Genomic DNA, 25,668 nt, shown 5'->3' with positions numbered 1-25,668 from the left:
AACTGAGACTGCTTACTTCCTGTTCTCCCCCTGGATTAGGCGATACTTTTCTTTTGCTTCGTTCAGCTGAATTTGATGAAGTTCCCGATTCAGTTTGGCAATGGTTTCGGCCTGTACATCCTGAATGTAATCTGATGTTGTAATTGTTTGGTTTTCCAGCTTTGAGGCGGATGTTTGGGCAATTTCAGCGCGCAATGCCACCATTTTTGAATCGGTCTCCATCAATTTTTCCAGCTTGGCGATCTGTTCGTTTTGCTGAACAAGCAGCAGTTGAATATTTTGAGTGAATGTTTCTTCCTGGCGGGTGATCCTGTCGGATTGAAGGTGGAGCATTTGTTTTTCGCGGTTGGTTTTCTTCCAGTCAAAAACATTCCACGACAACCCAACGCCAACCATGTAGTACGAATCAAACTTGTCATTCAGCATGTTTAATCCGGGGCGTCCGTAGCCGGCCTGTCCAAATCCGAATAATTTGGGATTTCGGGTTTTGGTAAGAAGATCCGACTGTTTTTCGAGCTGGTTTTTCTGAGCCGAAAAAAGTTCCTGTTCGGGCCGTGTTAGCTCTCGGTTAAAATCGACAGGTAAGGTATTGAATAGTAATTTTGAGTCACCAGAAATGGTTTTCCCGGTTAAAACTGAAAGCATCCGGGTAGCCGTTCTTTTGGCGGCATCCAGCTGCAGGTTGCTTTGGTCGAGGTTCAGAATCTCGGCTTCCAGTTCCAACGCAGCCGATTTTTCAATGACCTGGTTCCGAACACCGGATTCAATTTTTTTCAGCTTCTCCTGCAACACTTTCTTTTGCTGGGCCAGCACTTCCCTTTGTTTGTCTACCGCAAGTGCCGTAAAAAAGGCCTGCGAAACCTGTTCGTTCAGTTTGTAGACTTCCACTTCCACCTGGCTTAGGTTGCTTAGCAGAATCGCATCTTCCAACTCCGTGTTGGCCTGAGTAACTCCGCCGTCCCAGATGCTTTGCTTTAATTCAGCATAGGCTTTGTACTGGTCTTTTGCAACGCTTGGCATCGAAACATTGGGCACCGAAATACCAATGTGCGTTACATCCGATTGGTAAGTTGCCTGGCCGTTCAGGGTAACCGCTGGCAGATGGTTTGTTTGATTATTCTCCTTCTTAAGCGAAGTAATTTCTGCCCATATTTCTGCCTGCTTCAGGTTCGGGTAATTCTCCCTTGCCCAACTGTAGCAGTCGTTCAGGGAGACCTCGTTTTGCGCAAAGGCAATTTGGACGGGTAGCAGCAATAAGATGATCAGCTTCCTCATTTTATTAAAATTGAATTTAATACGAACTCTGTGACTGTTTTTTTCCGCCTTTCAATAAATGCTTTGTAGGCGGCTTTATCGTTTTCGAAAAACATGATCGTTATCAGGGGCCCGGCGGCAATCGGAAAAATGCTAAGGCCAAGTATGTTGACCAAAATATCGCGCGGGTCCATCCGGCGGATTCGTCCTGCGTCCATTTCCTTTTCAAACATGGCAATCACTTCTGTCGGATTTACGCCGCTGCCTTTAATTACGCCTGCAAGAAAATCCGGGTTTCGGTTCATTTCCTTGAGAATGAAAGTGGGTAAAAACGGGTTCTTTTGTAACAGGTCGATGTAGGTTTCAACAAAGATGCCCAGCTTTTCTTCCAATGGCCGCTCCGAACGGACCATTGTCATCAGGTTGGGAAATATTTGCGCGAATACTTTGGAGAAAATGGCATTGAACAGCTTTTCCTTTGTGCGAAAGTAGTAGTGAAGCAGGGCTTTGTTGATACCGGCTTCATCGGCAATTGCCTGCATTCGTGCACCGTCCATTCCTTTTTCGATAAACACATTCTGAGCGGCGTTCAGAATTTTCTCCTCGGTATTGTCTTTTTTAAGATCGTTCATTATCCAAATGATTTAACTTTTTGATTTAACCAACTGGTCAAAAATAGGGCAAATATTTTATTTGGCCAAATAATTTAACCAAATAGTTAAAAGTGAAATTTCATGCTGGTTATTTTCTTGAGATCATTTAGTTCATTCGAATCCGGAGGGTGTCGAACGATTTACTCTTTTGTTAAGCGGTGTTGCCGTGTTGCCGTTTCGCGGTTTTTGTGGCTGGTTGTTGAAGTTTTATTGGCACTGCTTTTTCGTTTTCGGAGTATCGTTTTTTTGAAAACCCGGGCGTTTTTCGGGAAGAGTGATTTTCCAAAATTCTTCTACCTTTACTAACGGATAAACCAACAAAATCAAAAAGAATATGAATTCAATCAAGAAATGCGGAGTATTATCGATGGTAGTTTTGTCGATCGCATTGACTGCCTGTACATCTAAACCAAAAGCGCAGAAAGCGGAAGAAACAAAGTCGGCCGAAAACTGGATACAGTTGTTCAACGGAAAAGACCTGAACGACTGGGATATTAAGTTCAAGGGGGAAGAACTGGGAGTGAATTACAAAAATACTTTCAGGGTGGAAGATGGTTTGCTCCGGGTTTCGTACGATAACTGGGACGGATGGGACGGCACGTTTGGCCACATTTTTTACAAGGGCGAATTTTCGCATTACAAGCTCCGGGTTGAGTATCGTTTTGTGGGCGACCAGGTGAAAGGTGGCCCCGGTTGGGCCTATCGCAACAATGGCTTGATGCTTCACGGGCAAAGTGCCGAATCGATGGAACTGGACCAGGATTTTCCGACTTCGATTGAAGTGCAGCTGCTGGGAGGAAACGGAACCGACGACCGGCCTACGCTGAATGTTTGTACGCCGGGAACAAACATTGTAATGGACGGGCTTCTTACTGAACAACATTGCATGAGTTCGGATTCAAAGACATTTCACGGCGATCAGTGGGTGACGGTTGAAGTAGAGGTTCACGGAGGCGATGTAATACGGCATTTGATCGATGGGAAAGAGGTATTGTCGTACGAAAAGCCACAGTACGATCCGAAAGATAAATATGCGCAAACACTGATTCCTGAGAACGGTGATCTCATTATAACCAAAGGAACGATTTCACTTCAGGCCGAAAGCGGGCCGACAGATTTCCGAAAAGTGGAATTGCTGATACTCGAATAACAGAGCGACTTAAATACAAGCAGGAAGCCGGTTTCGTCAGGAGCCGGCTTTTTCTTTTATTGCCCTCCGGTTGGCATAGTTAAGCGATAGCAGGGATAAGGCGATGATGCCCATCCCGGTTAATGAAACCGCATCGGGCTTTTCGTTTTCCATGATGAGCCAGCTAAGCGCTGCACCTGAAACGGGGATGAGAAATTTCCAGACATTCAGCAATGAAACTTTTACGCCTGGACGTTTTAACAGTGAGTTCCAGATGGTAAAAGCAGCGGCCGATAAAAAGCTAAGCCAGGCCAGCGCGTACCAGTATTTGGGAGGGAAGGGGCCCAAATGAATGCCTTCAACCGGAACCGATACAAGCGATAGCAATATTCCGCCAATCATTAATGAAGTGGAGCTTATTACGGCAGGCGATATCCCTTGCGAATGTTTGGAAACGAGTACGTTGGAGTAGCCGGCAACCAGGTTGTTGACCAATAGCAACGCAATGCCAAGCCATTCGAGGGTGCCTTTCATTTCCACGCCGGAGCGGCCAAGGGTGATCACTGCAATTCCTGCTACGCCAATCAAAATGCTGCCAGTTTTTAGTGGTGTCATTTTGTCGTTGTGAAAGGAAAAATGGGCGACCAATGCGATAAACATGGGTTGCGAGCCAATGATCATGGCGGCAAGTGAGCTTGGAAGCAGGTTTATGCCGCTGTAAAACAGAGAATACTGGATAAAAGTCTGTATCAGTGAAAGTTTTAGGATGAATTTTATATTTGCTTTTAGTTCGGCAAAATACCGTGCAGGTTTTCCAAAGTACAGGAAAATGAGTATTCCGGAGATAAAAAAACGTACGCCGGCAAATTGCAGCGGAGTATGGTAGGTAAGCCCGATTTTAACTCCCACAAAAGCTGTTGACCAAAGCCAGCAAGCTATAATGGCGAGAAAAGTGGTACTTTTTATTATATTCTTCATACAATTCTCTGAAGCGCAAAGATTAGAAAATTAACAGAATAAAAGGGTTTATGTTTAAAATTAGAACACAATGTAGAAATATTCCATAAAACAGGTGGCCGCCTTTTGAAAATGGGTGGGTTCGTGCCTCAAATCTTTTTTTACACTTTTAAAAAAAATTAAATTGGCACCTCAAATTACAGATATGGCAAAAAGAATCATCAACAATTACGCAGAATTTGAAGCCCTTCTCGGTGAGGTTATCGGGGTTTCGGATTATGTTCAGATAACCCAGGAACAGATCGATAAGTTTGCAGACGCAACCATGGACCACCAGTGGATCCATACCGACCCGGAACGCGCAGCCAAAGAATCGCCTTTTGGGAGTACCATTGCGCACGGTTATTTGTCGCTTTCGATGCTAACCTATTTGTGGTACAACGTGGTAGATGTTCGTAACGTAAAAATGATTGTGAACTACGGTATCGAAAGTCTTCGTTTTCAATCGCCTGTAAAGGTGAACGACCGGATTAGAGCTACTGTTTCGCTGAACGACATTAAAAACCTAAGAGGGATTGCCCGGGTACAGGTAAAAATTGTGGTGGATATTGAAGGAGAGAAGAAGCCTGCTTACGATGCGTTGGTGAACTTCCTTTATCATTTCGAATAGCAAAACTGAACAAGATAGATTGAAGCAATGAGATTTAAGCGGCAGCTTAAATCTCATTCTTTTTTATTTTATCAAGTAAACCCTCGCACGAATCTTCCAGCAGGTCTAAAACCAGTTCAAAACCATCGGCTCCCCCGTAATACGGATCAGGCACTTCGTCGTAATCAAATGCCTGGCTGAAATCGGTCATTTTATGAATTTTACCCAAATCAGCTGTACCGTTGGCCATTCGTTTCAGGTTTTCGATGTTGCTGTCGTCCATCCCGATAATCATATCGAAATAGTCGAAATCGGTTTTTGGGTCGAACTTGCGGCTGAGGCTGGTTAAATTAAAGCCACGTTTGATGGCGTGCGACTGCATTCTTCGGTCGGCAGGTTCGCCGGCATGCCAGCCCGAAGTTCCGGCTGAATCCACTATAAAATCAGCCGATACTCCTTCTTTTTTGATCACACCGTTAAAAACAGCCTCGGCACTGGGCGACCGGCAAATGTTGCCAAGGCAAACAAATAATATCTTTTTCTTTTCCATAATTTATTAGCTACAAGCCAAGACATAAGACTCAAGCTGTAAGCATTCTCGCATTAATGATTTCAATCCATCCGTCCATCAATCCTTTCAATCTCCGTCTCTGTATACTGTGACTGTTCACTGCGACTGAAGACTGAACACTATTCCTCCGAGTTCCAGATTTCGTAAGAACGGCGTGCTTGCCCCAGTAACATGTCGTATCCGTTTTTCACGGTGGCGCCTTTTTCTTTTCCTTTGGCCATAAACTGTGTTACTTCGGGGTTGTAAACCAGGTCGAAAAGCAAATGTTGGTCCGTGATAAATTCGTACGGAATGTTGGGGAAGGTTTCCACTTTAGGGTAGGTTCCCAGCGGAGTGGCGTTAATGATGAGCAAGCGTTCCTGCATCATTTTTTCGTCGATGTCTTCGTAGCGAATTTCATTTTCCTTCAACTCTTCAATAGATGCAGAAATGTATTCGATACCCAGCTTTGTCAGCACATATTTTAAAGCCTTGGAAGCTCCACCTGTGCCCAGAATCAGCGCTTTTTGGTGGTGCGCATTCAGCAATGGCGACAGCGAAGTCTCAAACCCGTAGGTGTCGGTGTTAAAGCCTTTGAGGTGTACTGAATCGCCACTTCTGGTTACTTTGATGGTATTTACCGCTCCGATTTCGCGGGCCGAGTCGTTCAAATCATCGAGGTACGGAATTACCTGCTCTTTGTACGGAATGGTTACGTTGAACCCGATCACTTCCGGATTGTTTTTTACCACCTCCGGAAATTTGGTGATGCTGTCGATCTCAAAATTATCGTAAGTAGAGTCGATCTTTTCAGTTTCAAACTTTTCCGTAAAAAAACGCTTCGAAAAGGAATGGGTGAGCGGGTATCCGAGTAATCCGTATTTCTTCATGAGTCTGTTTTTAATTTCAATGTAAAATGTGCAATGTTCAATATCCAAACTCCTTAACTGATTTGTGTTGTTTTTTGTTGAGGATTCAGCGGCAAAAATTGGATATGGGTTATTATTTCTTTTACACCTATTGTTTGTCTGCTGACTGTCAGCTGCGACTGTTTACTTTTTTAGCTTGTTTCCGATGCCTTCCACAACAAAAATGAGCACAAAGCCAACTACTGCCAGTGCAATGGCACCCAGCATCCAGGCTTCGTGACCGGTAATCTGTTCGTAGGTTCCGGGAAGGATGTTTCTTTCGGCAATGGGTTTCAGTTCGCCGTGACGGTCAATGATTGTTTCGGTTACTTCTTTCCACGGCCAAACCTTGTTGAGCGAACCCACCATAAAACCCGCCAGCATGGCAATGGTCAGGTTGTGGTACTTTTTCAGCAGCCACGAAAGTACGTTCGAGAACGAAATAATACCGATGGCGGCACCCGCCATAAATGTTAGGAGTACGGCAATGTTCATGTCACCAACAGCGCCAAGGATAAATTTATACATGCCCAGCAAGACCAGGATGAAACTGCCGGAAATTCCCGGAAGTATCATGGCGCAAATGGCGATCATGCCCGAAACAAAAACAAACCAGTAGGCGGTGTTGGCTTCGGCAGGACTGATAACCGTTATGGCAAAAGCAACCGCGATCCCAATGAGACCGGAAATTATGGTGCCTGCGTTCCACGTTTTTATGGCACGGGCCACGTAAATGGCCGAGGCTACGATCAGACCAAAAAAGAAGGACCAAACAAGAATGGGGTAGTGTGTAAGCAAATATTCAAGCCCTTTGGCGAGCGAAAAAATGCTGATCCCGATTCCTGCGACCACACTCACCAGGAAAGTACCGTTAATGGCTTTCCAGAATTCGGCGAACTGGCCGGTGAAAAACAGTTTCACTGCTTTCAGGTTGATCGATTTTATAGAGTTGATAAGCTCTTCGTAAATTCCGGTGATAAAAGCGATGGTTCCGCCCGAAACACCCGGCACCACATCGGCGGCGCCCATGCCCATTCCTTTGAGCACTAAAAGGAGGTAATCTTTTGTTGATCTGTTCATATTAAAACATGATTATTGGAAATTGAACATTGGCATTTCACTATTCAGCAATGAATAAGCTTTATTCGATGCTCAATTTTAATGAGGTGCCAAAATACAAAATATAGGGTACATGGAAAGAGAAAGTAGCTATTTTTCTCCTTTTCTGAATTCGTCCACCACTTTTATCAGGCGTTTGCTTTTTAACGACTTCGGATAAATGTCAAACAGGTAGTTGAGGTTGCCAAAATCCTGTTGCATAGCCACCTTTAACCAGGCAAAGGCTTCTTTCTGGTTTTTGTCTTCGAGCAGCAAGGCAACCAGGCGGTACTTCAGCATGGAATCGTCGTTTTTTTCGATTGCCTTTTTTATGATTTCAATTGCCTGTTCTTTCTCTCCCTCTTTACGGTAAAGTTCAGCCCAGGTCAGCCAAATTTCCGTGTTCTCAGAATCAATCTTCGCCCCTTGTTTAAAAGCTTTCAGGGCTTCCGGAGCTTTTTCTGCATCGGTGTAAACCTTGCCAAGAGTGAGCCAGTATTCCGAGTTTTCCTTGTCTAGTTTTATGGCTTTGCGGATAAAAACAACGGCTTCGTCAAACTTCTGTTCAATCCACATAATTAGGCCTATACCAAACCACGCGGTATCGTTTTCTGGATTTATGTTAACTGCCTTTTGGTAATGGTATTCCGATTTCAGGCTGTTGTCGAGGTTGAGCCAGCATTCGCCAATGTAACAATAGGCGTCGTCGTTATCGGGGTCGAGTTCGAGGTATTCCTCGTATTTTGCAATGGCCTCTTCAAAGCGGCCGGCATTGGCCAGCGCGTTTCCGATATTGAAAAGTGCCATGTTGAAATTCTCGTTGATCGCCAGTACATACTCGTAAGCTTCAATGGCTTTGTCGTGCATGTCGGCTTTGTTGAACACAATTCCGAGATTAAACCAGGCTGTGTAGTTGTATGTATCGTTATCGATAAAGCGGTTGTAGTACTCAATGCTGCTTTCGTAATCGCCCAGTTGGTCGCAAAAGAAAGCAAGGTCGTACAGAACCATGTCGTTGTTCGGGTTGTATTTCAGCGCTTCTTCAAAATAAGAAATGGCTTTTTTTATCTCGCCGATTTGAATATATGCCGATGCAATGTGATACAAGATCTCATCTTCTTCTCCGCCCGCAAATTTTACAGCTTTTTTGAACGACCGCTGGGCTTTGATTTCATTTCCCATGATCAGCCAGGCCGAACCTTTTAGCAAATGAACATCCGGGTTGTTGGTTTCCACCTGTTCTGCAAAGTCGAGGTACTGGTGAGCCAGGTTGTATTTTCCTTTGCTGATCAGTATCTGGGCGTATTTTAGTTGAAGCGGAATTGCATTGGGATGTATCTGAATGCCTTGCTGGATAGCTATTTCCGAAGAATTAATATCACCTTCTTCCATCAACTGCTCCGCAATTCCTTCGAATTCCGATACATCAAAATATTTTTTTCTGCCGGAAACAAGTGAGCTTTTAAATTGCTTAACAGCCTCACTCATGTCTTCTTCCCTGTAATTATCTCTTTCCTCGTTCATTGCCCCAAATGAGTTCGCGAAATTAATAATTAAGCCGTAAACACAAAAACAGTATTAGAGATGTTGTTCGCGCAACAAGTCATTTACTGTTTTTACGGGATTAAATGTCTCTACCGGCACTTCCACAAACAGCGTGTTCCAATTGCTCATGGCGCCGTTCCACAGCCCCGGGAGTTCCTGAGCCTTCAGTTCTTTTCCGTCTTTTGATTTTTGGGAAATAAAACCGGTTTCAGGATCGGTATATTTTCTGAGATCGTATTTTTCTCCTTTGTAATTTTTAACTGCACAAACCAAATCAACCGGGTTGAAATGTGTAGCGTTTTTGGCAATGCTTTGCTGCTGCACACTGCCCGGGTCGATCTGCGAACTCTCTACTACCTGTAACGAAACGGTTCCGTCCTGGTTCATTGCCCAAAATGGTCCTCCGCCGGGTTCGCCTTCGTTACGCACCATTCCGCATACACGCAGCGGGCGGTTTACCTTTTCTTTCAGGTAATGATACAATTCGTCTTTTTCGGTGTAGTACTGGTTCGATTCCGGCTTGATATTCAACGTGTTTTCCAGGAAATTGGCCACTTCGGCCAGAAAGCCGCTTTGCAGCGCCACCGGATGCTTCTCATTCAGCTCTTTCTGGTAGATAAACAGTTTTTGCTGATGTTTTAGCAACACACCTGCCAATGCTTTTTTGTAATCGACCGTTGCCTGTTTTAAGCGGTCGGGTACCACATTGTCGATGTTTTTGATGAAAATTATGTCTGCGTTAAGATCGTTCAGGTTCTCGATAAGCGCACCGTGTCCCGCCGGACGGAAAAGCAGGCTGCCATCCGGATTCCGGAACGGCTCGTTTGCCAGATCAACCGCAATGGTGTCGGTTGCTGGTTTTTGCTGACTAAACGTAATGTCAAACGTTACTCCGAGTTCTTCTTCGTATTTTTCTTTTACCTCGTTCAGTAAAGCTTCAAAGCCTTCCTGGTGTTCGGGCGAAACCGTAAAATGTATTTTTACCGTCTCCGACGAGTCACAGGCGTATTTTGCTCCTTCGGCCAAATGTTCTTCAAACGGCGTTCTGGCTCCTGTTTCGTAGCTATGGAACTTTAGCAGTCCTTTGGGTTTTGAACCATAATCCAGGCCCTTGTCCGAAAGCAGGTATTCAACCTTGTTGGTGGCATTCAGCTCTGCTCCGTCGGCTTCAATGGCTGCTTTTAAATCTTTGGCAAACGCAAATTTATCTAGTCCTTCGAGGTATTGCTTTACATCTTTGTTTTTACTGATGACTTCTTCTTCCGAAGTTGTTGTAAAAGCTTCCAAACCTTCGAAAAGCGCTTTAAACATACGGCTGGCTGCACCCGAAGCAGGCACAAATTTCAGCGGCTTGATGCCGCCTGCCACTTTCTCGTCGTATAACGCGATTCGTTTTGCCAGGTTTTCCGGGGTAAGCCGGATAATGCCCTTGTCTACTGAAGCAGCTTCCCGGATGGGTAAATAAGGAAAGCCTTTTTTGAAATTCTCGATTTGTGTCAGAACAGTATGTAATTCACTCCCACGTTGCCTGATCTGTTTTTTATCCTTTTCTGAGAACATAATCTGTCAATTATCTGAAAATAAAAATAGGTATAAGAAACCTGAATCGAAACGGATTTGCGGGAAGAATGCTTTAAAGTTTTCAAGACCTGTTGATAAGTTTCTGCCCACAGGCAGGTCCTTCCGAATTTTGTCTACTTTTGCGCCATCAATTAACTGCCAATGGGTGAAACAGTTTATAGTTGGGGGCACGGACGCAGGTACAACGATTTTCCTACGTATTTCAGAGCGCTTTTTTCGGAGCGGGTGCAAAAGGTGTCGATTGATGCCGGTTTTACCTGTCCGAACCGTGATGGATCAAAAGGATTGGGTGGATGCACGTATTGCAATAACAAAACTTTCAAGCCTACGTATTGCAACCTGGAAAACAGTGTCAGCAGCCAGGTATTGAAAGGCATCGATTTCTTTGCCCGCAAATACGAGGCGATGAAGTTTTTGGCCTATTTTCAGGCCTACACCAACACTTACGCGCCGCTCGACGATTTAAAACGCTTGTACGAAGAGGCGCTGGAACACCCAAAAATTGTTGGGTTGGTTATCTCCACCCGGCCCGATGCGGTTTCGAATGAGTTGCTGGATTACCTGGCAGAATTGAGCCGGAAAGTGTACGTGATGGTAGAGTTTGGGCTGGAATCGCACCTCGACCGCACCTTGGAAAGCATTAACCGCGGACATAGTTTTTCTGAATCGGTGTGGGCGCTGGAAGAAACGGCCAAACGTGGCATTAACAACTGTGCGCACATGATTGTCGGTCTTCCGGGTGAGAGCCGAGATGAACTGCTTGACCAGGCAAGAACTGTATCGCAGCTACCGGTGAAGAACCTGAAATTGCACCAGCTTCAAATTCATCATGGTACTATTCTGGCGCGGCAATACAACGAAAACCCCGAACGGTTTCATCTTTATACTGCCGAAGAATACATCGAGCTGGTGGTGGATTACCTGGAGTTGCTCAATCCTGCAATTATAGTAGAACGCTTTATCAGCCAGGCGCCGCCCGATTTGCTGATCGCACCCAAATGGGGGCTCAAAAACTTTGAATTTGTAGCTAAAGTAGAAAAACGCCTTGCCGAGCGAAATACCTGGCAGGGAAGGTTGTTCAACGAGTAGTTTTCCCTTCGTTTTTTACATATTAATTTTGAGATACGTTTTTCTGATTGCTTGACTCGATAAAAGGGGCAAACAGAAAAATCTACCTGTTCCCGTCAGTACGACAGGTAAAAACAGGTAGATTTTTCAATTATAGTAAAAGAGAACTAGTCAATTTTATTTTTTGCCGTCCGGTCGTCAATTACCATCAAACGGTATTTGTGGCCGTCCATCACCACCCGGTGTGCTTCAATGCGCAGGTGCTTGGTTTTTACCTGGTTGTTGATTACAAAATCGCGGATCAGCTCTACGTCCGACAAATTGGAACCCGACAACAGGTTGCGAAACTGGCAGTGTTTGCAAAGATCTTCATGCGGATCAAGCAGTTTTTCGCGTTGCGTACATCCCATAATCTGGCAAAATTCATGATCCAGAATGTCACTTTTGCTGCTTTCTGCGAGTACCGAAAACGATTTGTTGTAGTACTTCACTTTGAAATCATGGTCGGTCAAAAAGATAGCATGAGGGTGGTGTTCAATGAGTTGGTTTAATAAGCCGTTGGCTTCTTCTACTTTAACAAATTCTAGTCGCATGGCGTTTTGGTTTTAAGTTTATACAAGCCTTTGCTTTCCTTGACCTCCACTGCTAAAGGCATATTTAATTTAAGCATTATTCGCGTAAAATTCAATCAAAGATGTTCAACAAAATAAAAACAGGTGAATGGCTATGAATCAACCGAGCCAAACACACGTTTCAGCAGGTTGGTAACCCGTGCGGCAGGGTCTTGGCGAATGAGTTTTTCTTCGTCAGCAATTTTAAGAAAAAGACCGTCGAGTGCTTTGGCGGTTAGGTAATCTTCCAGTTGGGTATTCACGGGTTTTAAGCCAGCAATTTTTCCGGCCACACTGTTGGCTACGGTGTTCCATTTGCCGGTGAGGCTGTCCCAGCTTTCTTTGGTAGAAATGCCACCCACCAATTCCTTTTCCACCGAGCTTTTGATTTTTGGCTGGTAGAGCGCAAAAAGCTGGTCGTAAGTAGTTTTGTGTAGGTATTGCGTGGCAGCGTTGTCTTGTCCTTTCAAGATACCCACTGCATCCGAAATGGTCATGCTTTTGATGCTGTTCACAAAAATGGGCGCGGCTTCTTTGGCGGCGTCTTCCGCAGCCCGGTTGATGGTCAGCAGTACATCCTGAACCAGCTTGTCGCCGCCCGGAATTTTATTGAGGTTATCGACAATAACATCGGCTTCGGGCGGAAGCATGATTTTTACCAGCTCGTCTTTGTAGTAACCATCGGTTTTGCCCAGTAATTGTGCCGATTTGTTGGTGCCGGTAACCAGTGCCTCTTTCAGGCCGGCTACAATTTCATTTTGCGTAAGCGGTGCATTGGCATCCAGAGTTTGCTGAGCCAGTTGAGTTAATTCGGCACAGCCGGTCAGTAAAATCAATAAAAGGGGGAAGAGTTTTTTTCGAATCATTTCTTTGTGTTTAACAGAGTGTTATTTATTAAAAAGCTTTTTAACCAGGTCATCGCGTCCTTTGGATTTCAGGTCGTTGATGATCTTGTTTTTGAATTCCTTTTTGTACCAGAAAAAGAACTGGCGTTGCTTTTCCTTGGCATCGCGGTTTTTAGCAGTGTAAATTTCCTCCATCGTGTAAGGATGGTAGCCCGAATAATAAACCACGGTGGCCAGCGTCATGGGAGTAGGTGTAAAGTCCTGCACCTGCTCCAGTTTGAAATCCATGTTTTTTGTTTGAATGGCAAGGTTAGCCATGTCTTCCGATTTACTGCCGGGGTGGCTCGAAATAAAATACGGGATCAGTTGCTGGTTTAAATTTTCTTCTTTATTGATGCGTTTGAATTCCTCGTTCAGCTCCTCAAACAATTTAAAAGAAGGTTTTCGCATAAACTTCAGCACCTCGTCCGACGAGTGTTCGGGAGCTACCTTTAAACGTCCCGAAACATGGTGCTTGATGATCTCGCGTAAATACTGATGGTTGGCTTTGTTCGCCTCTTCATTGTTGGTTTTTTCGAGGATCATATCGTAACGAATACCGCTACCCACAAAGGCTTTTTTGACTTTCGGGTGCTGACGCACTTTTGCATACAAGTCGAGCATGGGTTGGTGGTTGGTATCCAGGTTTTTACAAATACTGGGGAAAATACACGACGGCCGTTTGCATTTTTTGCAAATCTCTTCGTGAATGCCTTTCATTTTGTACATATTAGCCGACGGACCTCCCAAATCGGAAATGTAACCTTTAAAGTCGGGCATTTGCGTTACCTGTTCAACTTCCTTTAAAATGGATTTTTCGGAACGGCTGGCAATAAATTTTCCCTGGTGTGCCGAAATGGTACAAAAAGTACAACCTCCGAAACATCCGCGGTGGATGTTGATCGAATGCCGGATCATTTCGTAAGCCGGAATGGTTTCCTTGCTGTTGTAACGCGGATGCGGCAAACGTGTGTAAGGCAGGTCGTAAACCTTGTCGATCTCGCTTTCCTTGAAAGTGGGCCACGGTGGATTTACTACTACTTTCCTGTTGCCGACACGTTGCACCAGCTTTTTGGCCTCCATTTTATTCGACTCTTCTTCGATGTGCATAAAGTTGCGCGCATACTCTTTTTTATCGGCGAGGCAGGTTTCGTGCGAAGCCAGTTCCAGCTCATCCCAGTTCTTTTTGGTGGCATAAGCTTCATCCTCTCCAACCATAAAGGCAGTCTGGGGAATCGTTGTGAGGCTTTCAACAGGAATGCCGCGTTTTACAAGCCTGGCAAATTCCTCGATCGTTTTTTCACCCATTCCGTAAAATAGAATGTCTGCCTTTGTATCTTCCAGAATCGAAGGCATCAACTTATCCGACCAGTAATCGTAGTGGGTAACCCGTCGCAACGAAGCTTCAATCCCGCCAATTACAAGCGGAACATCAGGATATAGCTTCTTTAAAATATTACAGTAGGTAATGGTGGCATAGTCCGGGCGCTGTCCCGATCTTCCGCCGGGCGTGTAGGCATCCGACGATCGTTTGCGTTTGCCGGCCGTATAGTGGTTTACCATCGAGTCCATGTTTCCGGCGGTTACCGCAAAAAACAGGTTCGGGCGTCCCAGCTTTTTGAAATCACGCAGGTCGTCCTTCCAGTTCGGTTGCGGAACAACCGCCACACGCAGTCCTTCGTGTTCCAGAACCCTTCCAATAACCGCAGCGCCAAACGAGGGGTGATCGATGTAGGCATCACCCGTAAAAAGGATCACATCGATCTCATCCCATCCCATCTGCTGCACCTCTTTTTTCGATGTGGGAAGCCAAAGGCTTATATCCGTTTTATTTTCCAATTTTTCTTGTTTTTCTCTACCTATAACAAACCGGGGGCAAATATGATCAAAAAAAAGCATATCGCCTTGTTTATCTGATAAGTAATGGAAAGGCCGCTGTAGAAAGGGGAAATAAAACATGGTTCGAAAACTAAAATTGAAAAAACATTCTATTTTTGTAGAGGTACTACTTGAGGTTTTACACCGTTAGCAACAAGAAATGGAGTTACTGAATCCGAAAGATCTGTTCAACGATCGACCTGCCATCCTGGCCAGCGGAGATTATTTCGCTAAATTCCTGATGTATATTCTTCGTTTTAACAAGCTCAATAAAATTTACAGCCAGATTGCTCAGAAAGAAGGCGTGGATTTTATTGATGAGCTGATAAAAACGCTGGAAATCAACATGGTTTTCGATGAGAGTGAATTGAAAAAGATTCCCAAAGAAGGCCCGCTGATTGTGGTGGCCAATCATCCGCTGGGAGGATTCGACGGTTTGCTGCTGATCAAGTACCTGTCGATGGTGCGAAGCGATGTAAAAGTGCTGGCAAGTTTTCTTTTGAAAAAGATTGAGCCGGTTTCCGAATATTTCCTGTCAGAAAATCCTTTTGGTACACGGGAGGAAAGCATGGCAGGTTTGGGAGAAGCCGAGACGCATTTGAAAAATAACGGTGTACTGTGTCTTTTCCCGGCGATTAATGTAAGCACCAAAGACTCGTTTGACGGAGTTACCGACAAGGTGTGGCAGTTCCCGATTGTGAAATTCATCAAAAAAGCGCAGGTTCCGGTGGTTCCGGTTTTGTTCCAGGGAAGCAACAGCCGTTTGCTGCAGTTTTTTGCCAAAATTCATCCGTCGCTGAAACATGCCCGGCTGCCCTCTGAGTTGCTGAGCAAGCGGCACAAGAATATTAAGTTGAGAATTGGGAGCCCGGTTTCGGTAGCGGAGCAGGATCATTTTTGCGATGTGTACCAGTTTGGGCGTTTTCTGCGTGCCAAAACCTACAGCATGGAATCGGATATTGAGGTGAAGCGTTTTTTCAATTATTCGATCAAGCCGGAGATGAAGCCTCAGCCGATTATTGACCCGATCCCGACAGAATTGATTCTGAAGGAGATTCAGTCTATAAAATGCGATTATACGCTTTTCAAGCTCAAGAATTATATATCGTACTGTGCTCCGTCGAAGTTGATTCCCAATATTCTGAATGAAATTGGCCGTTTGCGCGAGATCACGTTCCGCGAAGTGGGCGAGGGTACCAACCTGAGCATCGATGTGGATGAGTTTGATTTGTACTACAACCAAATGTTTATCTGGGACGAGGAAGAACAACGGATTGTAGGAGCTTACCGGATCGGGCAGGGCAGAGACATCATGGAGCAGTACGGGAAAAGAGGATTCTATCTGCAAACCCTGTTTCGCCTCGATGATAAACTGAAGCCGGTTTTGGAGGAAAGTCTTGAACTGGGGCGTTCGTTTGTAATAAAGGAATACCAGCGAAAACCGATGCCGCTCTTTTTGCTGTGGAAGGGAATTTTGTATTTCCTGCTGAAAAACCCGGAATACCGCTACCTGATTGGGCCGGTGAGCATCAGCAACAACTATTCGAAGGTTTCAAAAGATATGATCGTGCGCTTTATCCTGCGCAATCATTTGAACTGGCAACTGGCAAAGTACGTCCGCTCGCGAAACAGCTATACCTTCAAAAGCGACAATACCGATCTGAATTTGCTGATGGAGAACATGGACAGCATCGACCGGCTGGATAAAACCATTGGTGATGTGGATGAGCTAAATTCCGGGTTGCCCGTTTTGCTGAAAAAGTACATTAAACTGAACGCCAAAATCATTGGCTTTAATGTCGATCCGAAATTCAATAATTGTCTCGACGGACTGATTGTACTGGATGTGTACGATGTTCCGAAAAATACCATCGAATCGCTCTCGAAAGAAGCCAACGACGGATCTATTCTGGATCGTTTTTATGGAAACAGGGAATAGGAGTTCAGAGTTTAAAGTTCAGGGAAAAGAGCGTATTGTGGGCTTTACGTATTTTTAGAAGCAAGTTTTCAGTCGCAGTCACAGTTTACAGTTTAATTTTCTGATGACTCTTCGTTCGAAGTTCAGAGTTTGTTCTTTCACCAAAAGCTTAGGTGGACAGGGTTAATCGTCATTTATTTATCCCAGGCTAGTGGCTCGAAGCTGATAGCTCTCAGTTTTCTTCGATAATGTTTTTAACGCGGCCTACCTGTCCGTCGTCCAGCATTACTTTTATGCCATGTGGATGATTGGGGGATTTGGTAAGGATTCGTTTAACAAATCCTTCCGTTAACTCCCCGGTACGCTGGTCTTTTTTCAAAACAATTTCGACCAGCATGCCCGGTTGGATATTTTTGCGTTGCCTGCCGTCCATTAGCCCTTGTACATTCTTTCGCGTTGTTCCTTAATCCTTTCGTCGGTGATGTAATCGTCGTAATTCATCAGCTTGTCGATGATTCCGTTGGGTGTGAGTTCGATCACGCGGTCGCATACCGATGAAATAAAGGTATGGTCGTGCGACGACATGAAAACATTGCCCGGGAATTTAACCAGGTTGTTGTTAAAAGCCTGGATCGATTCAAGGTCGAGGTGGTTGGTCGGTGTATCCAGAATCAGTGCGTTGGCATCGAGCAGCATCATTTTGGCGATCATACAACGCATTTTTTCTCCACCCGACAATACGTTTACTTTTTTGTAGATTTCTTCACCGGCAAACAACATTTTTCCAAGGTATCCGCGAATGTAGATTTCGGTGGTGTCGTTGGTAAACTGGCACAGCCAGTCGAACAGTGTCATTTCGCCCTGGAAGAACTCCGAGTTATCAATAGGTAAATAAGCGGTTGTAATGGTTTGTCCCCACTGAAAAGTTCCTGAATCGGCATCGCGGTGTCCATTAATGATCTCAAAAAGAGCAGTCATCGCACGGTGGTCGCGCGAAAGGAAAACGATTTTCTCCCCTTTTTGTGTAGAGAAAGAAACATCGCGGAACAAGGTCGTTCCATCAATACTTGCACTCAGGTTTTCCACATCGAGGATGCGGTCGCCGGCTTCGCGTTCCGGTCTGAAAATAATACCGGGGTACTTACGGGTAGAAGGTTGAATTTCGTCCACATTAAGTTTATCCAGCATTTTCTTGCGGCTGGTGGTTTGTTTCGACTTGGCCACGTTGGCGCTGAAGCGTGCAATAAATTCCTGTAATTCTTTCTTTTTCTCTTCGGCTTTCTTGTTCTGGGCCGCCTGTTGTCTCAGGGCAAGCTGGCTACTTTCGTACCAGAAGGTATAGTTTCCGGCAAACAGCTTGATCGCACCAAAGTCGATGTCGATGGTGTGGGTACTGATCGCGTCAAGGAAATGTCGGTCGTGCGAAACTACCAAAACCGTATTTTCATAATTCGCCAGGTAGTTTTCGAGCCAAACCACGGTTTCAAGGTCGAGGTCGTTGGTAGGCTCGTCGAGCAACAAGTTGTCAGGATTTCCAAAAAGTGCCTGTGCCAGCAGCACCCTCACTTTGTGGTTCCCGCTCATGTCTTTCATCAGGGTGTAATGAAAATCTTCTTTTACCCCCAGGTTGCTCAGCAGTGTTGCGGCATCGTTTTCTGCATTCCATCCGCCCATATCGCCAAATTTTTCTTCCAGTTCGGCCGCTTTTAGGCCATCCTCTTCCGAAAAATCGGGTTTGTTGTAAAGAGCGTTCTTTTCCTGCATCAGGTCCCACATTTCGGTGTAACCTTTCATTACAGTATCGAGTACCGTAAACTCATCAAAGGCAAAGTGATCCTGGCGCAACACCGAAAGCCGTTCACCCGAACCAAGGGTAACCGAACCGCTGGTAGCATCAATGTCACCTGATATTGCTTTCAAAAAAGTTGACTTGCCGGCACCATTGGCGCCAATCACGCCGTAGCAGTTGCCCGGAGTGAACTTGAGGTTAACGTCCTGAAACAATACGCGTTTCCCAAACTGAATACTTAAATTCGATACTGTAATCATTTTCTAATCCATTTTACCATTTAGCCCTTCGAAAAGGGCGTGCAAACGTAAGTAATTATTTGTGAATGTTTTCACTGAATTGGATACGAAGGTACAACCAAAACCTAAACTTAATAATGCAATTCGCTTTTTCATTACTTATTCACAATCCTAAACCCTTGATTCAGTTATGTGTTGTAACGAAAGGTGAAATAAAAAGTTAACATATTATTAATGGATTTCTTTTTTGTTTCTTCCTCTCAATTTCCGAAATTGAACTACTTAATTAAAATAAACTGCTTGAAATGAACAAAATTTTACTTCGCCTGAGAATGATTCTCATTCTCTTTTGTGCATCGTTCGCTTCGTTTGCACAATCAGTCCTTATCAATGAAATAAGGATCGATCAGCCTTCAACGGATAATGACGAGTATTTTGAATTAGCCGGAAATGCCGGACAGGATTTAAGCGGGCTTACTTACCTGGTTATCGGTGACGGAACAGGTGGAAGCGGTGTGATTGAGGCGGTTGTGGATCTGACCGGACAGCAAATTGCAGGTGATGGCTTTTTTGTGGTTGGAGAATCGACCATGACCATTACTACTCCCGATTTTGTAGCAACGCTGAATTTTGAGAACGGCGACAATGTCACGCATCTACTGGTATCTGGTTTTACCGGAGCACTTGGCGACGATTTGGATCTTGAGGATGACGGAGTGCTGGATGTAACGCCTTGGACGGAGATTGTGGACGGAGTTGCTTTGCTTCAGTCGACCACTTCCGGCGAAAAAGTGTACAGCACCGTTCAGGTAGGGCCCGAGGGTACTTTTGTGCCGGGACATGTATTGCGGGATTGCAGCCAGCTTTGGCAAATCGGCCCTTTTGATCTTGGGGAAGGAGACACTCCGGGAGCTTCCAATTGCGACGGCCCTGTGGAAGTGAAGGTGGTGATCAATGAATTTTCTGTTTCTACCACCGGTACCGACGTGGAGTATGTGGAAATCAAAAGTAACCCGAATACTGATTTAAGTGCTTATTCTGTGCTCGAAATTGAAGGAGACGGAAGCAGCGCCGGTACAATCGACGAGGTGCTTGCTTTGGGAACAACAGATGCAAATGGCTACTACCTGGCCAATCTTCCGGCCAACGCACTCGAAAATGGTTCGTTGACTTTGTTGTTGGTAAAGAATTTTACGGGAGCATTGGGCGACGACCTGGATACGGATAATGACGGTGTTCTGGATGCTACTCCCTGGGAGGAGTTGACTGACGATGTAGCAGTGAATGACGGAGGTGCCGGTGATTTGAACTACTCCACTTCTGTTTTAACCGTTTCTTTCGACGGTCTAGCTTTTGCACCGGGCGGTGCTTCGCGTATTCCGGATGGAACGGATACCGACTCTCCTTCTGATTGGGTGAGGAACGATTTTGATTTGTACGGAATATCAGGTTATGAGGGAAGTCCTGCAAATGGGGAAGCGATAAACACTCCGGGAGCCGAAAACGAAAAATATGTTTTTGTTGAAACCATTTCGCTGATCATTAACGAGGTGGATGCAGACACACCGGGAACAGATACGGAAGAATTTATTGAATTGTATGACGGCGGTTTGGGAAATAAAGCGCTGGATGGTTACATCGTGGTTCTTTACAACGGGAACGGCGATGTTTCGTATGCAGCTTATGACCTGGCCGGTTATTTTACCAATGCCGAGGGGTATTTTGTTATCGGAAATGCGGATGTAGCCAATGTTAATCTGGTGGTTGCAAGTAATGCCATTCAGAACGGAGCAGATGCAGTTGCCTTGTACAAAGATACGATCACAAATTTCCCGAACGGAACGCCGGTGACGCTTACCAACCTGGAAGATGCACTGGTGTATGATACCGATGATTCGGACGATGCCGGTTTGCTGGTACTGCTTGAAGCAGGCGAGCAGCAGGTAAATGAAAACATGACCGGCGACAAAGACAACCTGTCGATGCAGCGGATTCCAAACGGAAGCGGAGGCGCTCGCATGACGGCAAGCTATTCGATGTTCAAGCCTACACCCGGAACCGAAAATGGAGTGATTGTTAATCCTCCTGCGCCCGACGTAATTTCGATTGCTGATGCCCGCGTTGCTGCCGAAGGAACAACAGTAACAATTACCGGAACTTTAACGGTTGCCGATCAGTTTGCCGGTTCGGCCTACATGCAGGATTCAACCGCCGGGATTGCTGTTTTTGATGCACTGGTTCACGGTGCGGGAGTTTTCCAGATTGGCGATTCCATTACCATTACCGGAACAAGAGGTGTGTATAACGGACAAATTCAGATCAGCCCGGTAAGTGAAGTGACTTCGCACGGAGCTGCTCTTTCTCCTGTTCAGCCCAAAGCGCTTACAATGGCCGAGCTTTCTGCGCATCCGGCCGAGTTGGTAAAACTTACAAATGTTACTTTCCCGGCACCGGGAGCATTGATTTTTGGGAATTCAAATTTAGTGGTTGCTGATGCTTCGGGAAGTGGCGAAGTCAGAATCGATGCCGATGCCGCTGATTTGGTTGGCCTTGCTCAACCCGAAAATTGCGAAGAGCTAGTAGGTGTTGTTGGCAGGTATTACGATTTATTTCAGCTGATGCCGCGCATAAAAAGCGATTTGCCTTGCGCCGAAAAATACAAACAAACGGGAGATGATCTGGCTATCTCAAAAGAACAAACGCTGGATGTTGTGACCTGGAACATCGAGTGGTTTGGCGACGAAGGAAATTCTCCGGCCAAAGGCGATGCCAATACGGTTCAGAAAGACAGTGTTAAGGCTGTGCTGAATGCATTGGACGCTGATATTTATGCCGTGGAAGAAATTTCGGATGATGTTTTGTTTGCGCAAATGGTCGGTGAAATGAACGGTTACAATTACGTGCTTTCTGATTATACATCAAATCCGAATGATGCCGGCGTAAAACAAAAAGTGGGGTTCATTTACAAAACATCAACTGTTTCGGTGGTGAAAACCATGCCGCTCCTGGCTTCTATTCATCCTTACTACAATGATGGCGATGGTTCGGCGCTTGTCGGATATCCCGATCCGGATGTAACGCGGTTCTATGCCAGCGGCAGGTTGCCTTTTATGATGGTGGCAGACATTACCATCAACAGTGTTACTGTTCGTTACCATGTAATCGATATTCATGCGCGAGCCAACAATAGTTCCGATCCTTTGCTGCGTTACCAGATGCGGAAATACGACGTGGAGGTGCTGAAAGATACACTGGATCAACATTATTCCGATGCCAACCTGATTCTTTTGGGTGACTACAACGACGACGTGGATGTAACAGTGGCTGATATTACAGCGACTACTGCTTCCAGTTATGAAAGTTATGTGGCGGATGCTGCCAACTACAAAGCGCTTACCGGTGTTTTAAGTGAAAATGGTTTTCGTTCGTATGTGTTTGAAACAGATATGATCGACCACATTTCTGTAAGCAACGAATTGTTTGACGAGTACATTGAGGGTTCGGCAAGAGTTCATTACGAGTTTTACGACAGTGATTATACCAACACGGCTTCCGATCACTTCCCGGTTTCGGTCCGTCTTCAGGTTCAGAGTTTGGCTGTCAGTTCAGTTTTAACCACCGAAATAGATTGTTTTGAAGGCGACAATGGAACTGCTACCGTTGAAGTTACGGGCGGGATTCGACCTTATACTTATGCCTGGAGCAATGGGCAAACGCTGGCAACTGCAAGCAATCTTTCGGCAGGTATTTATTCCGTAACCGTAAGCGATGCATTGAATAACAGTGTTTCTGCGGAAGTTGAGTTATTTGATCCTGCACCGGTTGAGTTTACATTGACCGACGATCAGGTGGTTTATCCTGCTTATCCCGATTCAGCTTGTGCAACGCTTGCTGTTGCAGATGTAACAGGTGGAGCAGGCGATTATTCTTACCAGTGGGGCACCGGCGAAACTTCTGAGTCAATCATGGTTTGTCCCGAAGTGCCAACGGTTTATTACCTTACTGTTACCGACGGAAATGAGTGTTCGGTTACTGATTCTGTCCAGGTATCTCCTGTTGATGTATATTGTACAACGGGCAAGGGAATGGACAAGATTCAGCTTTGCTACAAGGGGAAAAACATGTGTGTGGCCTATCCTGCTGTGGATGAGTTGATCAAAAACGGAGCTGTTTTGGGCGCTTGTGTCGCAGAAGAAGTGACGGCCGCAACACTCGATGGTTTCATGGTTTATCCGAATCCATTCGTAAGCGATGTGACCGTAACATTTAGCAGCGATGAAAAAGCCGGTGCAACGGTGGAAGTGTATGCTGAAGGTGGGGCCGTTGTTTACAGTGAGGTCATTTCCATTCACAAAGGGTACAACAAAGTGGAACTGAATTTATCTTTCCTGACTGCCGGAACATATGTGGTGGTAGTTAAAGGAAGTTCTCTGATTTCGGTTTCCGGAACGATCATCAAACAATAATCGATTAAAAAGAAAAAATCAATATAAAACCGGCGGGATTTCCTGCCGTTTTTTTTATATCTGTCGGTGATTGCTTTTCAAATAAAGGTTACTATCGCCGTAACTCAAAAAACGAAAATTGTTTGCCAGCGCGTATTCGTACACCTTTTTCCAGTCGTCGCCTAAAAAAGCACTGATCAGCAAAAGCAGCGTGCTTTGTGGCTGGTGGAAATTGGTGAACATGCCACTGATCAACTTAAAATTGTACCCCGGAAGAATGATGATCTGTGTGGAAAAGCGAATCGCCTTTTCGTTGTTTTCGGCCAGAAAATAGATAATGTTTTGCAGTGCTTTTTCAATGCTGATGCTGGCCTCGTTTTGGTAAGGTTCCCATTGTTTTACCTCCGGATGAAAAGGATCAAAGCGCTTTTCTTCCAGTTGCAGACCGATCCAGTACAAACTTTCGACCGAGCGTACCGACGTGGTTCCCACTGCAATAATGTTGCGCGGGTCTTCCAGAAAAGACCGCAAAATATCGATCGGGATTTCAACCTGTTCGTGGTGCATGGTGTGCCCGTCAATGGTTTCCGATTTTACGGGCTGAAAAGTACCGGCTCCCACATGCAGGGTTACTTCGCGGGTTTGGATATTCTTTTTTCGTAGGCCTTCAAAAACACTATTCGTAAAGTGCAGGCCGGCAGTTGGCGCAGCTACTGAACCATCTATTTTGGCATAAACGGTTTGGTAGGTTTCTTCGTCCGACTCTTCCGTCTCGCGTTTCAAATAAGGCGGAATCGGCAGTTGCCCGATGTGTCCAATGATCTCGGAAAAATGAATTCCGCCGTTCCAGATAAACCGGATGTGAAAGGTGTTTTCTTCCTGTGCAACTTTTGCAGCGGTCAGGTTGATTGTTTTACCGTCCAGTTCAAAGGTATGCGTCAGAAATCCTTCTTTCCATTTTTTTGAATTTCCCACCATGCATTTCCAGGTTACTTCCTCGGTTTGCTGAAAAGCGAGTTGGTGATCTCCGGGTTCAACCGGCTCCAGGCAAAAGATCTCAATCTTGGCACCGGTTTCTTTATAAAAGAACAAACGGGCGTGAATTACGCGGGTATTGTTAAATACAAGTTGCGCATTGTCAGGAAGATAGCTGGAGCAGTTTTCGAAGATGTCTTCTCCTGTTTTGCCGTCTTTCCAGGTAAGTAATTTCGACTTATCGCGCTCCTTTAACGGGTATTTGGCAATCCGTTCATCGGGCAACTCATAGGTGAAATCACTGATCTTTATGTCTTTGTATGAAGTCAAACCAATTGTTATTTGCGGTGCAAAAGTAATATTTTCTTTGGTAGTGCTGTTCTTACTTTGAAATCCAAAATCGCAAAAGTGCAGGCAGAAAGTTTACCTTTGTACAAAACAATGTAACATGATTAAAGTAGGAGACAGAGTAAAATTTCTGAACGACGTGGGTGGCGGTGTTGTAACCGGGTTCATCAGCAAGAGTATGGTGAACGTGGAAGGCGACGATGGTTTTGAAGTGCCATATCCGATTTCGCAACTGGTAAATGTAAGTGCGCCCGAATTAAATGCAAAAGGTACGGTTCCGCAAGCTGCTCCTGTTGTTGAAACAAAGATGACTGAACCGGAATACATTGAGCCGGAAGGCGAGGTGATTAACGGGAAAGATGCCCCTGATTTTTACTTTTGTTTTGTTCCGAAGGATGCTAAAAATCCGTTGGCCGGAGAAATAGAAGTTTTTCTGATTAACGATAGCAACTATAAAATTCTGTTTACCTACTCGTATTTAACTGAAAGCGATGTAAAGACGGTGGAGACGGGAAATGTGAAATCAAATTCAAGACTGAAGATTGATTCGCTGACCCAGGAAGATTTGAGCAGCCTGCCGGATTTCGGGTTTCAGGTTTTGTATTTCAAGGATGACGGAAATGAGTGGTTTCCGCCGGTAACCAAACGTTTTAAAGTAAACCCGGTGAGGTTTTACAAGGCTTCTACTTTTCAGCCAGGTTCGTATTTTAAACGGCCGGCCATGGTGTTGAAGATTACCGCTAATCCGTTAAAAGATAGCCTGGACGCCATTACTGAAGATGATTTCAAACAGTTGGTGAAAGAAAAATCGGCAGCAGAAACACCGGTGAAAGTTCAGAAGAAGAAACCATCGGATGAAGTGGTTTTTGATTTGCACATCAACGAACTGCTGGATCAACCCGAAGGATTGAGTAACCGCGAGATTCTGGAAATTCAGCTTGAAAAAGTGGAGTCGGAAATGAACAACGCCATTCGCGATCGTGTCAAACGCATTGTGTTTATTCACGGGGTAGGACAGGGCGTTTTAAAACAGGAAGTGGCCAATGTACTTAACCGTAAATTCAAAAAGTATTACTACCAGGATGCTTCGTTCAAGGAATATGGCTATGGCGCTACCATGGTGATTTTGAGACGGTGATGCACTACTTTTTCTGAAAAATAGTTTCGATCGTAATTTATACCCAGCCTC

At 45.1% G+C, this 25,668-nt stretch carries 20 protein-coding genes; 6 read left to right on the top strand and 14 right to left on the bottom strand.

The window, feature by feature from the left end:
* Nucleotides 1-12: 12 nt before the first annotated feature.
* Nucleotides 13-1,275: a TolC family protein gene (locus D1614_RS22095; protein WP_119440173.1), complete on the bottom strand. Its 1,263-nt coding sequence runs from the start codon at nucleotides 1,273-1,275 to the stop codon at nucleotides 13-15.
* Nucleotides 1,272-1,886: a TetR/AcrR family transcriptional regulator gene (locus D1614_RS22090; protein WP_119440172.1), complete on the bottom strand. Its 615-nt coding sequence runs from the start codon at nucleotides 1,884-1,886 to the stop codon at nucleotides 1,272-1,274. The genes D1614_RS22095 and D1614_RS22090 overlap by 4 nt, the downstream gene beginning before the upstream one ends.
* Before the next feature lie 355 nt (nucleotides 1,887-2,241).
* Here D1614_RS22090 and D1614_RS22085 point away from each other — a divergent pair, with 355 nt between their 5' ends.
* Nucleotides 2,242-3,057 carry a 3-keto-disaccharide hydrolase gene (locus tag D1614_RS22085; protein ID WP_119440171.1) on the top strand — a complete coding sequence of 272 codons (816 nt, stop codon included), beginning with the start codon at nucleotides 2,242-2,244 and terminating at the stop codon, nucleotides 3,055-3,057.
* 36 nt (nucleotides 3,058-3,093) lie between these two features.
* Here D1614_RS22085 and D1614_RS22080 read toward each other — a convergent pair whose 3' ends face one another.
* A complete protein-coding gene (locus D1614_RS22080) occupies nucleotides 3,094-4,014 on the bottom strand; it encodes a DMT family transporter (protein WP_119440170.1) in 921 nt (306 codons plus the stop codon).
* Nucleotides 4,015-4,198: 184 nt separating this feature from the next.
* On the opposite strand from D1614_RS22080, the gene D1614_RS22075 reads away from it, so the two are divergent.
* Nucleotides 4,199-4,663 (top strand): MaoC family dehydratase, encoded by a 465-nt coding sequence (locus D1614_RS22075; RefSeq protein WP_119440188.1) that lies wholly within the window; start codon nucleotides 4,199-4,201, stop codon nucleotides 4,661-4,663.
* Between the two features lie 46 nt (nucleotides 4,664-4,709).
* On the opposite strand, the gene D1614_RS22070 is transcribed toward D1614_RS22075, so the two are convergent.
* The 5 genes from D1614_RS22070 to D1614_RS22050 all read right to left on the bottom strand — a co-directional run bounded on the left by D1614_RS22070 (nucleotide 4,710) and on the right by D1614_RS22050 (nucleotide 10,303).
* Nucleotides 4,710-5,192 carry a low molecular weight protein-tyrosine-phosphatase gene (locus tag D1614_RS22070; protein WP_119440169.1) on the bottom strand — a complete coding sequence of 161 codons (483 nt, stop codon included), beginning with the start codon at nucleotides 5,190-5,192 and terminating at the stop codon, nucleotides 4,710-4,712.
* A 140-nt stretch (nucleotides 5,193-5,332) separates the two neighbouring features.
* Nucleotides 5,333-6,082, bottom strand: coding sequence for a shikimate dehydrogenase family protein (locus D1614_RS22065; RefSeq protein WP_119440168.1), 750 nt, complete (start codon nucleotides 6,080-6,082; stop codon nucleotides 5,333-5,335).
* Between the two features lie 162 nt (nucleotides 6,083-6,244).
* A complete protein-coding gene (locus tag D1614_RS22060; RefSeq protein WP_119440167.1) occupies nucleotides 6,245-7,180 on the bottom strand; it encodes a polyprenyl-phosphate transporter in 936 nt (311 codons plus the stop codon).
* A 129-nt stretch (nucleotides 7,181-7,309) separates the two neighbouring features.
* On the bottom strand, nucleotides 7,310-8,722 hold the full coding sequence (locus tag D1614_RS22055; RefSeq protein WP_119440166.1) for a tetratricopeptide repeat protein: 1,413 nt from the start codon (nucleotides 8,720-8,722) through the stop codon (nucleotides 7,310-7,312).
* 54 nt (nucleotides 8,723-8,776) lie between these two features.
* Nucleotides 8,777-10,303: a DUF4301 family protein gene (locus D1614_RS22050; RefSeq protein WP_119440165.1), complete on the bottom strand. Its 1,527-nt coding sequence runs from the start codon at nucleotides 10,301-10,303 to the stop codon at nucleotides 8,777-8,779.
* A gap of 162 nt (nucleotides 10,304-10,465) precedes the next feature.
* Between D1614_RS22050 and mnmL the strand changes: the two genes are divergently transcribed.
* Complete coding sequence (gene mnmL / locus D1614_RS22045) at nucleotides 10,466-11,413, top strand: tRNA modification radical SAM protein MnmL/YtqA (RefSeq protein WP_119440164.1); 948 nt, start codon at nucleotides 10,466-10,468, stop codon at nucleotides 11,411-11,413.
* A gap of 146 nt (nucleotides 11,414-11,559) precedes the next feature.
* Here the strand turns inward: mnmL and D1614_RS22040 are convergent, their stop codons facing one another.
* The 3 genes from D1614_RS22040 to D1614_RS22030 form a co-directional block, all read right to left on the bottom strand.
* On the bottom strand, nucleotides 11,560-11,985 hold the full coding sequence (locus D1614_RS22040) for a nitrogen regulation protein NR(II) (protein ID WP_119440163.1): 426 nt from the start codon (nucleotides 11,983-11,985) through the stop codon (nucleotides 11,560-11,562).
* A gap of 131 nt (nucleotides 11,986-12,116) precedes the next feature.
* Nucleotides 12,117-12,869, bottom strand: a complete 753-nt coding sequence (locus D1614_RS22035) for a DUF4197 domain-containing protein (protein WP_119440162.1) — start codon at nucleotides 12,867-12,869, stop codon at nucleotides 12,117-12,119.
* A 21-nt stretch (nucleotides 12,870-12,890) separates the two neighbouring features.
* Nucleotides 12,891-14,726: a YgiQ family radical SAM protein gene (locus D1614_RS22030; protein ID WP_241558150.1), complete on the bottom strand. Its 1,836-nt coding sequence runs from the start codon at nucleotides 14,724-14,726 to the stop codon at nucleotides 12,891-12,893.
* A 199-nt stretch (nucleotides 14,727-14,925) separates the two neighbouring features.
* On the opposite strand from D1614_RS22030, the gene D1614_RS22025 reads away from it, so the two are divergent.
* Entirely contained in the window at nucleotides 14,926-16,704 is a 1,779-nt protein-coding gene (locus tag D1614_RS22025; protein ID WP_119440161.1) for a GNAT family N-acyltransferase, read from the top strand.
* A 211-nt stretch (nucleotides 16,705-16,915) separates the two neighbouring features.
* Here the strand turns inward: D1614_RS22025 and D1614_RS22020 are convergent, their stop codons facing one another.
* Nucleotides 16,916-17,116: a YwbE family protein gene (locus D1614_RS22020; protein WP_119440160.1), complete on the bottom strand. Its 201-nt coding sequence runs from the start codon at nucleotides 17,114-17,116 to the stop codon at nucleotides 16,916-16,918.
* Nucleotides 17,116-18,732, bottom strand: coding sequence for an ABC-F family ATP-binding cassette domain-containing protein (locus tag D1614_RS22015; protein ID WP_119440159.1), 1,617 nt, complete (start codon nucleotides 18,730-18,732; stop codon nucleotides 17,116-17,118). Before D1614_RS22015 ends, D1614_RS22020 begins: the two co-directional genes overlap by 1 nt.
* A 284-nt stretch (nucleotides 18,733-19,016) precedes the next feature.
* Here D1614_RS22015 and D1614_RS22010 point away from each other — a divergent pair, with 284 nt between their 5' ends.
* Nucleotides 19,017-23,177, top strand: coding sequence for a T9SS type A sorting domain-containing protein (locus D1614_RS22010; protein WP_119440158.1), 4,161 nt, complete (start codon nucleotides 19,017-19,019; stop codon nucleotides 23,175-23,177).
* A 54-nt stretch (nucleotides 23,178-23,231) separates the two neighbouring features.
* On the opposite strand, the gene D1614_RS22005 is transcribed toward D1614_RS22010, so the two are convergent.
* Nucleotides 23,232-24,461: an S-adenosylmethionine:tRNA ribosyltransferase-isomerase gene (locus D1614_RS22005; protein WP_175579297.1), complete on the bottom strand. Its 1,230-nt coding sequence runs from the start codon at nucleotides 24,459-24,461 to the stop codon at nucleotides 23,232-23,234.
* Between the two features lie 118 nt (nucleotides 24,462-24,579).
* Between D1614_RS22005 and D1614_RS22000 the strand changes: the two genes are divergently transcribed.
* A complete protein-coding gene (locus D1614_RS22000; protein ID WP_119440156.1) occupies nucleotides 24,580-25,617 on the top strand; it encodes a Smr/MutS family protein in 1,038 nt (345 codons plus the stop codon).
* The last annotated feature ends 51 nt before the right edge of the window (nucleotides 25,618-25,668 follow it).

Source organism: Maribellus luteus, assembly GCF_003576475.1.
GTDB classification, from domain to species: Bacteria; Bacteroidota; Bacteroidia; order Bacteroidales; family Prolixibacteraceae; genus Draconibacterium; species Draconibacterium luteum.
Note: the sequence above shows the minus strand (reverse complement) of the source record. Positions and strands in the feature narration are given on the sequence as shown.

What these genes read in the sequence shown, in the direction of transcription:
- D1614_RS22090 (WP_119440172.1), bottom strand. Translation starts at nt 1,886, where the DNA reads ATGAACGATCTTAAAAAAGACAATACCGAGGAGAAAATTCTGAACGCC.
- D1614_RS22050 (WP_119440165.1), bottom strand. Translation starts at nt 10,303, where the DNA reads ATGTTCTCAGAAAAGGATAAAAAACAGATCAGGCAACGTGGGAGTGAA.
- D1614_RS22020 (WP_119440160.1), bottom strand. Translation starts at nt 17,116, where the DNA reads ATGGACGGCAGGCAACGCAAAAATATCCAACCGGGCATGCTGGTCGAA.
- D1614_RS22040 (WP_119440163.1), bottom strand. Translation starts at nt 11,985, where the DNA reads ATGCGACTAGAATTTGTTAAAGTAGAAGAAGCCAACGGCTTATTAAAC.
- mnmL (WP_119440164.1), top strand. Translation starts at nt 10,466, where the DNA reads ATGGGTGAAACAGTTTATAGTTGGGGGCACGGACGCAGGTACAACGAT.
- D1614_RS22075 (WP_119440188.1), top strand. Translation starts at nt 4,199, where the DNA reads ATGGCAAAAAGAATCATCAACAATTACGCAGAATTTGAAGCCCTTCTC.
- D1614_RS22080 (WP_119440170.1), bottom strand. Translation starts at nt 4,014, where the DNA reads ATGAAGAATATAATAAAAAGTACCACTTTTCTCGCCATTATAGCTTGC.
- D1614_RS22035 (WP_119440162.1), bottom strand. Translation starts at nt 12,869, where the DNA reads ATGATTCGAAAAAAACTCTTCCCCCTTTTATTGATTTTACTGACCGGC.
- D1614_RS22000 (WP_119440156.1), top strand. Translation starts at nt 24,580, where the DNA reads ATGATTAAAGTAGGAGACAGAGTAAAATTTCTGAACGACGTGGGTGGC.
- D1614_RS22055 (WP_119440166.1), bottom strand. Translation starts at nt 8,722, where the DNA reads ATGAACGAGGAAAGAGATAATTACAGGGAAGAAGACATGAGTGAGGCT.
- D1614_RS22010 (WP_119440158.1), top strand. Translation starts at nt 19,017, where the DNA reads ATGAACAAAATTTTACTTCGCCTGAGAATGATTCTCATTCTCTTTTGT.
- D1614_RS22085 (WP_119440171.1), top strand. Translation starts at nt 2,242, where the DNA reads ATGAATTCAATCAAGAAATGCGGAGTATTATCGATGGTAGTTTTGTCG.
- D1614_RS22025 (WP_119440161.1), top strand. Translation starts at nt 14,926, where the DNA reads ATGGAGTTACTGAATCCGAAAGATCTGTTCAACGATCGACCTGCCATC.
- D1614_RS22070 (WP_119440169.1), bottom strand. Translation starts at nt 5,192, where the DNA reads ATGGAAAAGAAAAAGATATTATTTGTTTGCCTTGGCAACATTTGCCGG.
- D1614_RS22095 (WP_119440173.1), bottom strand. Translation starts at nt 1,275, where the DNA reads ATGAGGAAGCTGATCATCTTATTGCTGCTACCCGTCCAAATTGCCTTT.
- D1614_RS22060 (WP_119440167.1), bottom strand. Translation starts at nt 7,180, where the DNA reads ATGAACAGATCAACAAAAGATTACCTCCTTTTAGTGCTCAAAGGAATG.
- D1614_RS22065 (WP_119440168.1), bottom strand. Translation starts at nt 6,082, where the DNA reads ATGAAGAAATACGGATTACTCGGATACCCGCTCACCCATTCCTTTTCG.
- D1614_RS22015 (WP_119440159.1), bottom strand. Translation starts at nt 18,732, where the DNA reads ATGATTACAGTATCGAATTTAAGTATTCAGTTTGGGAAACGCGTATTG.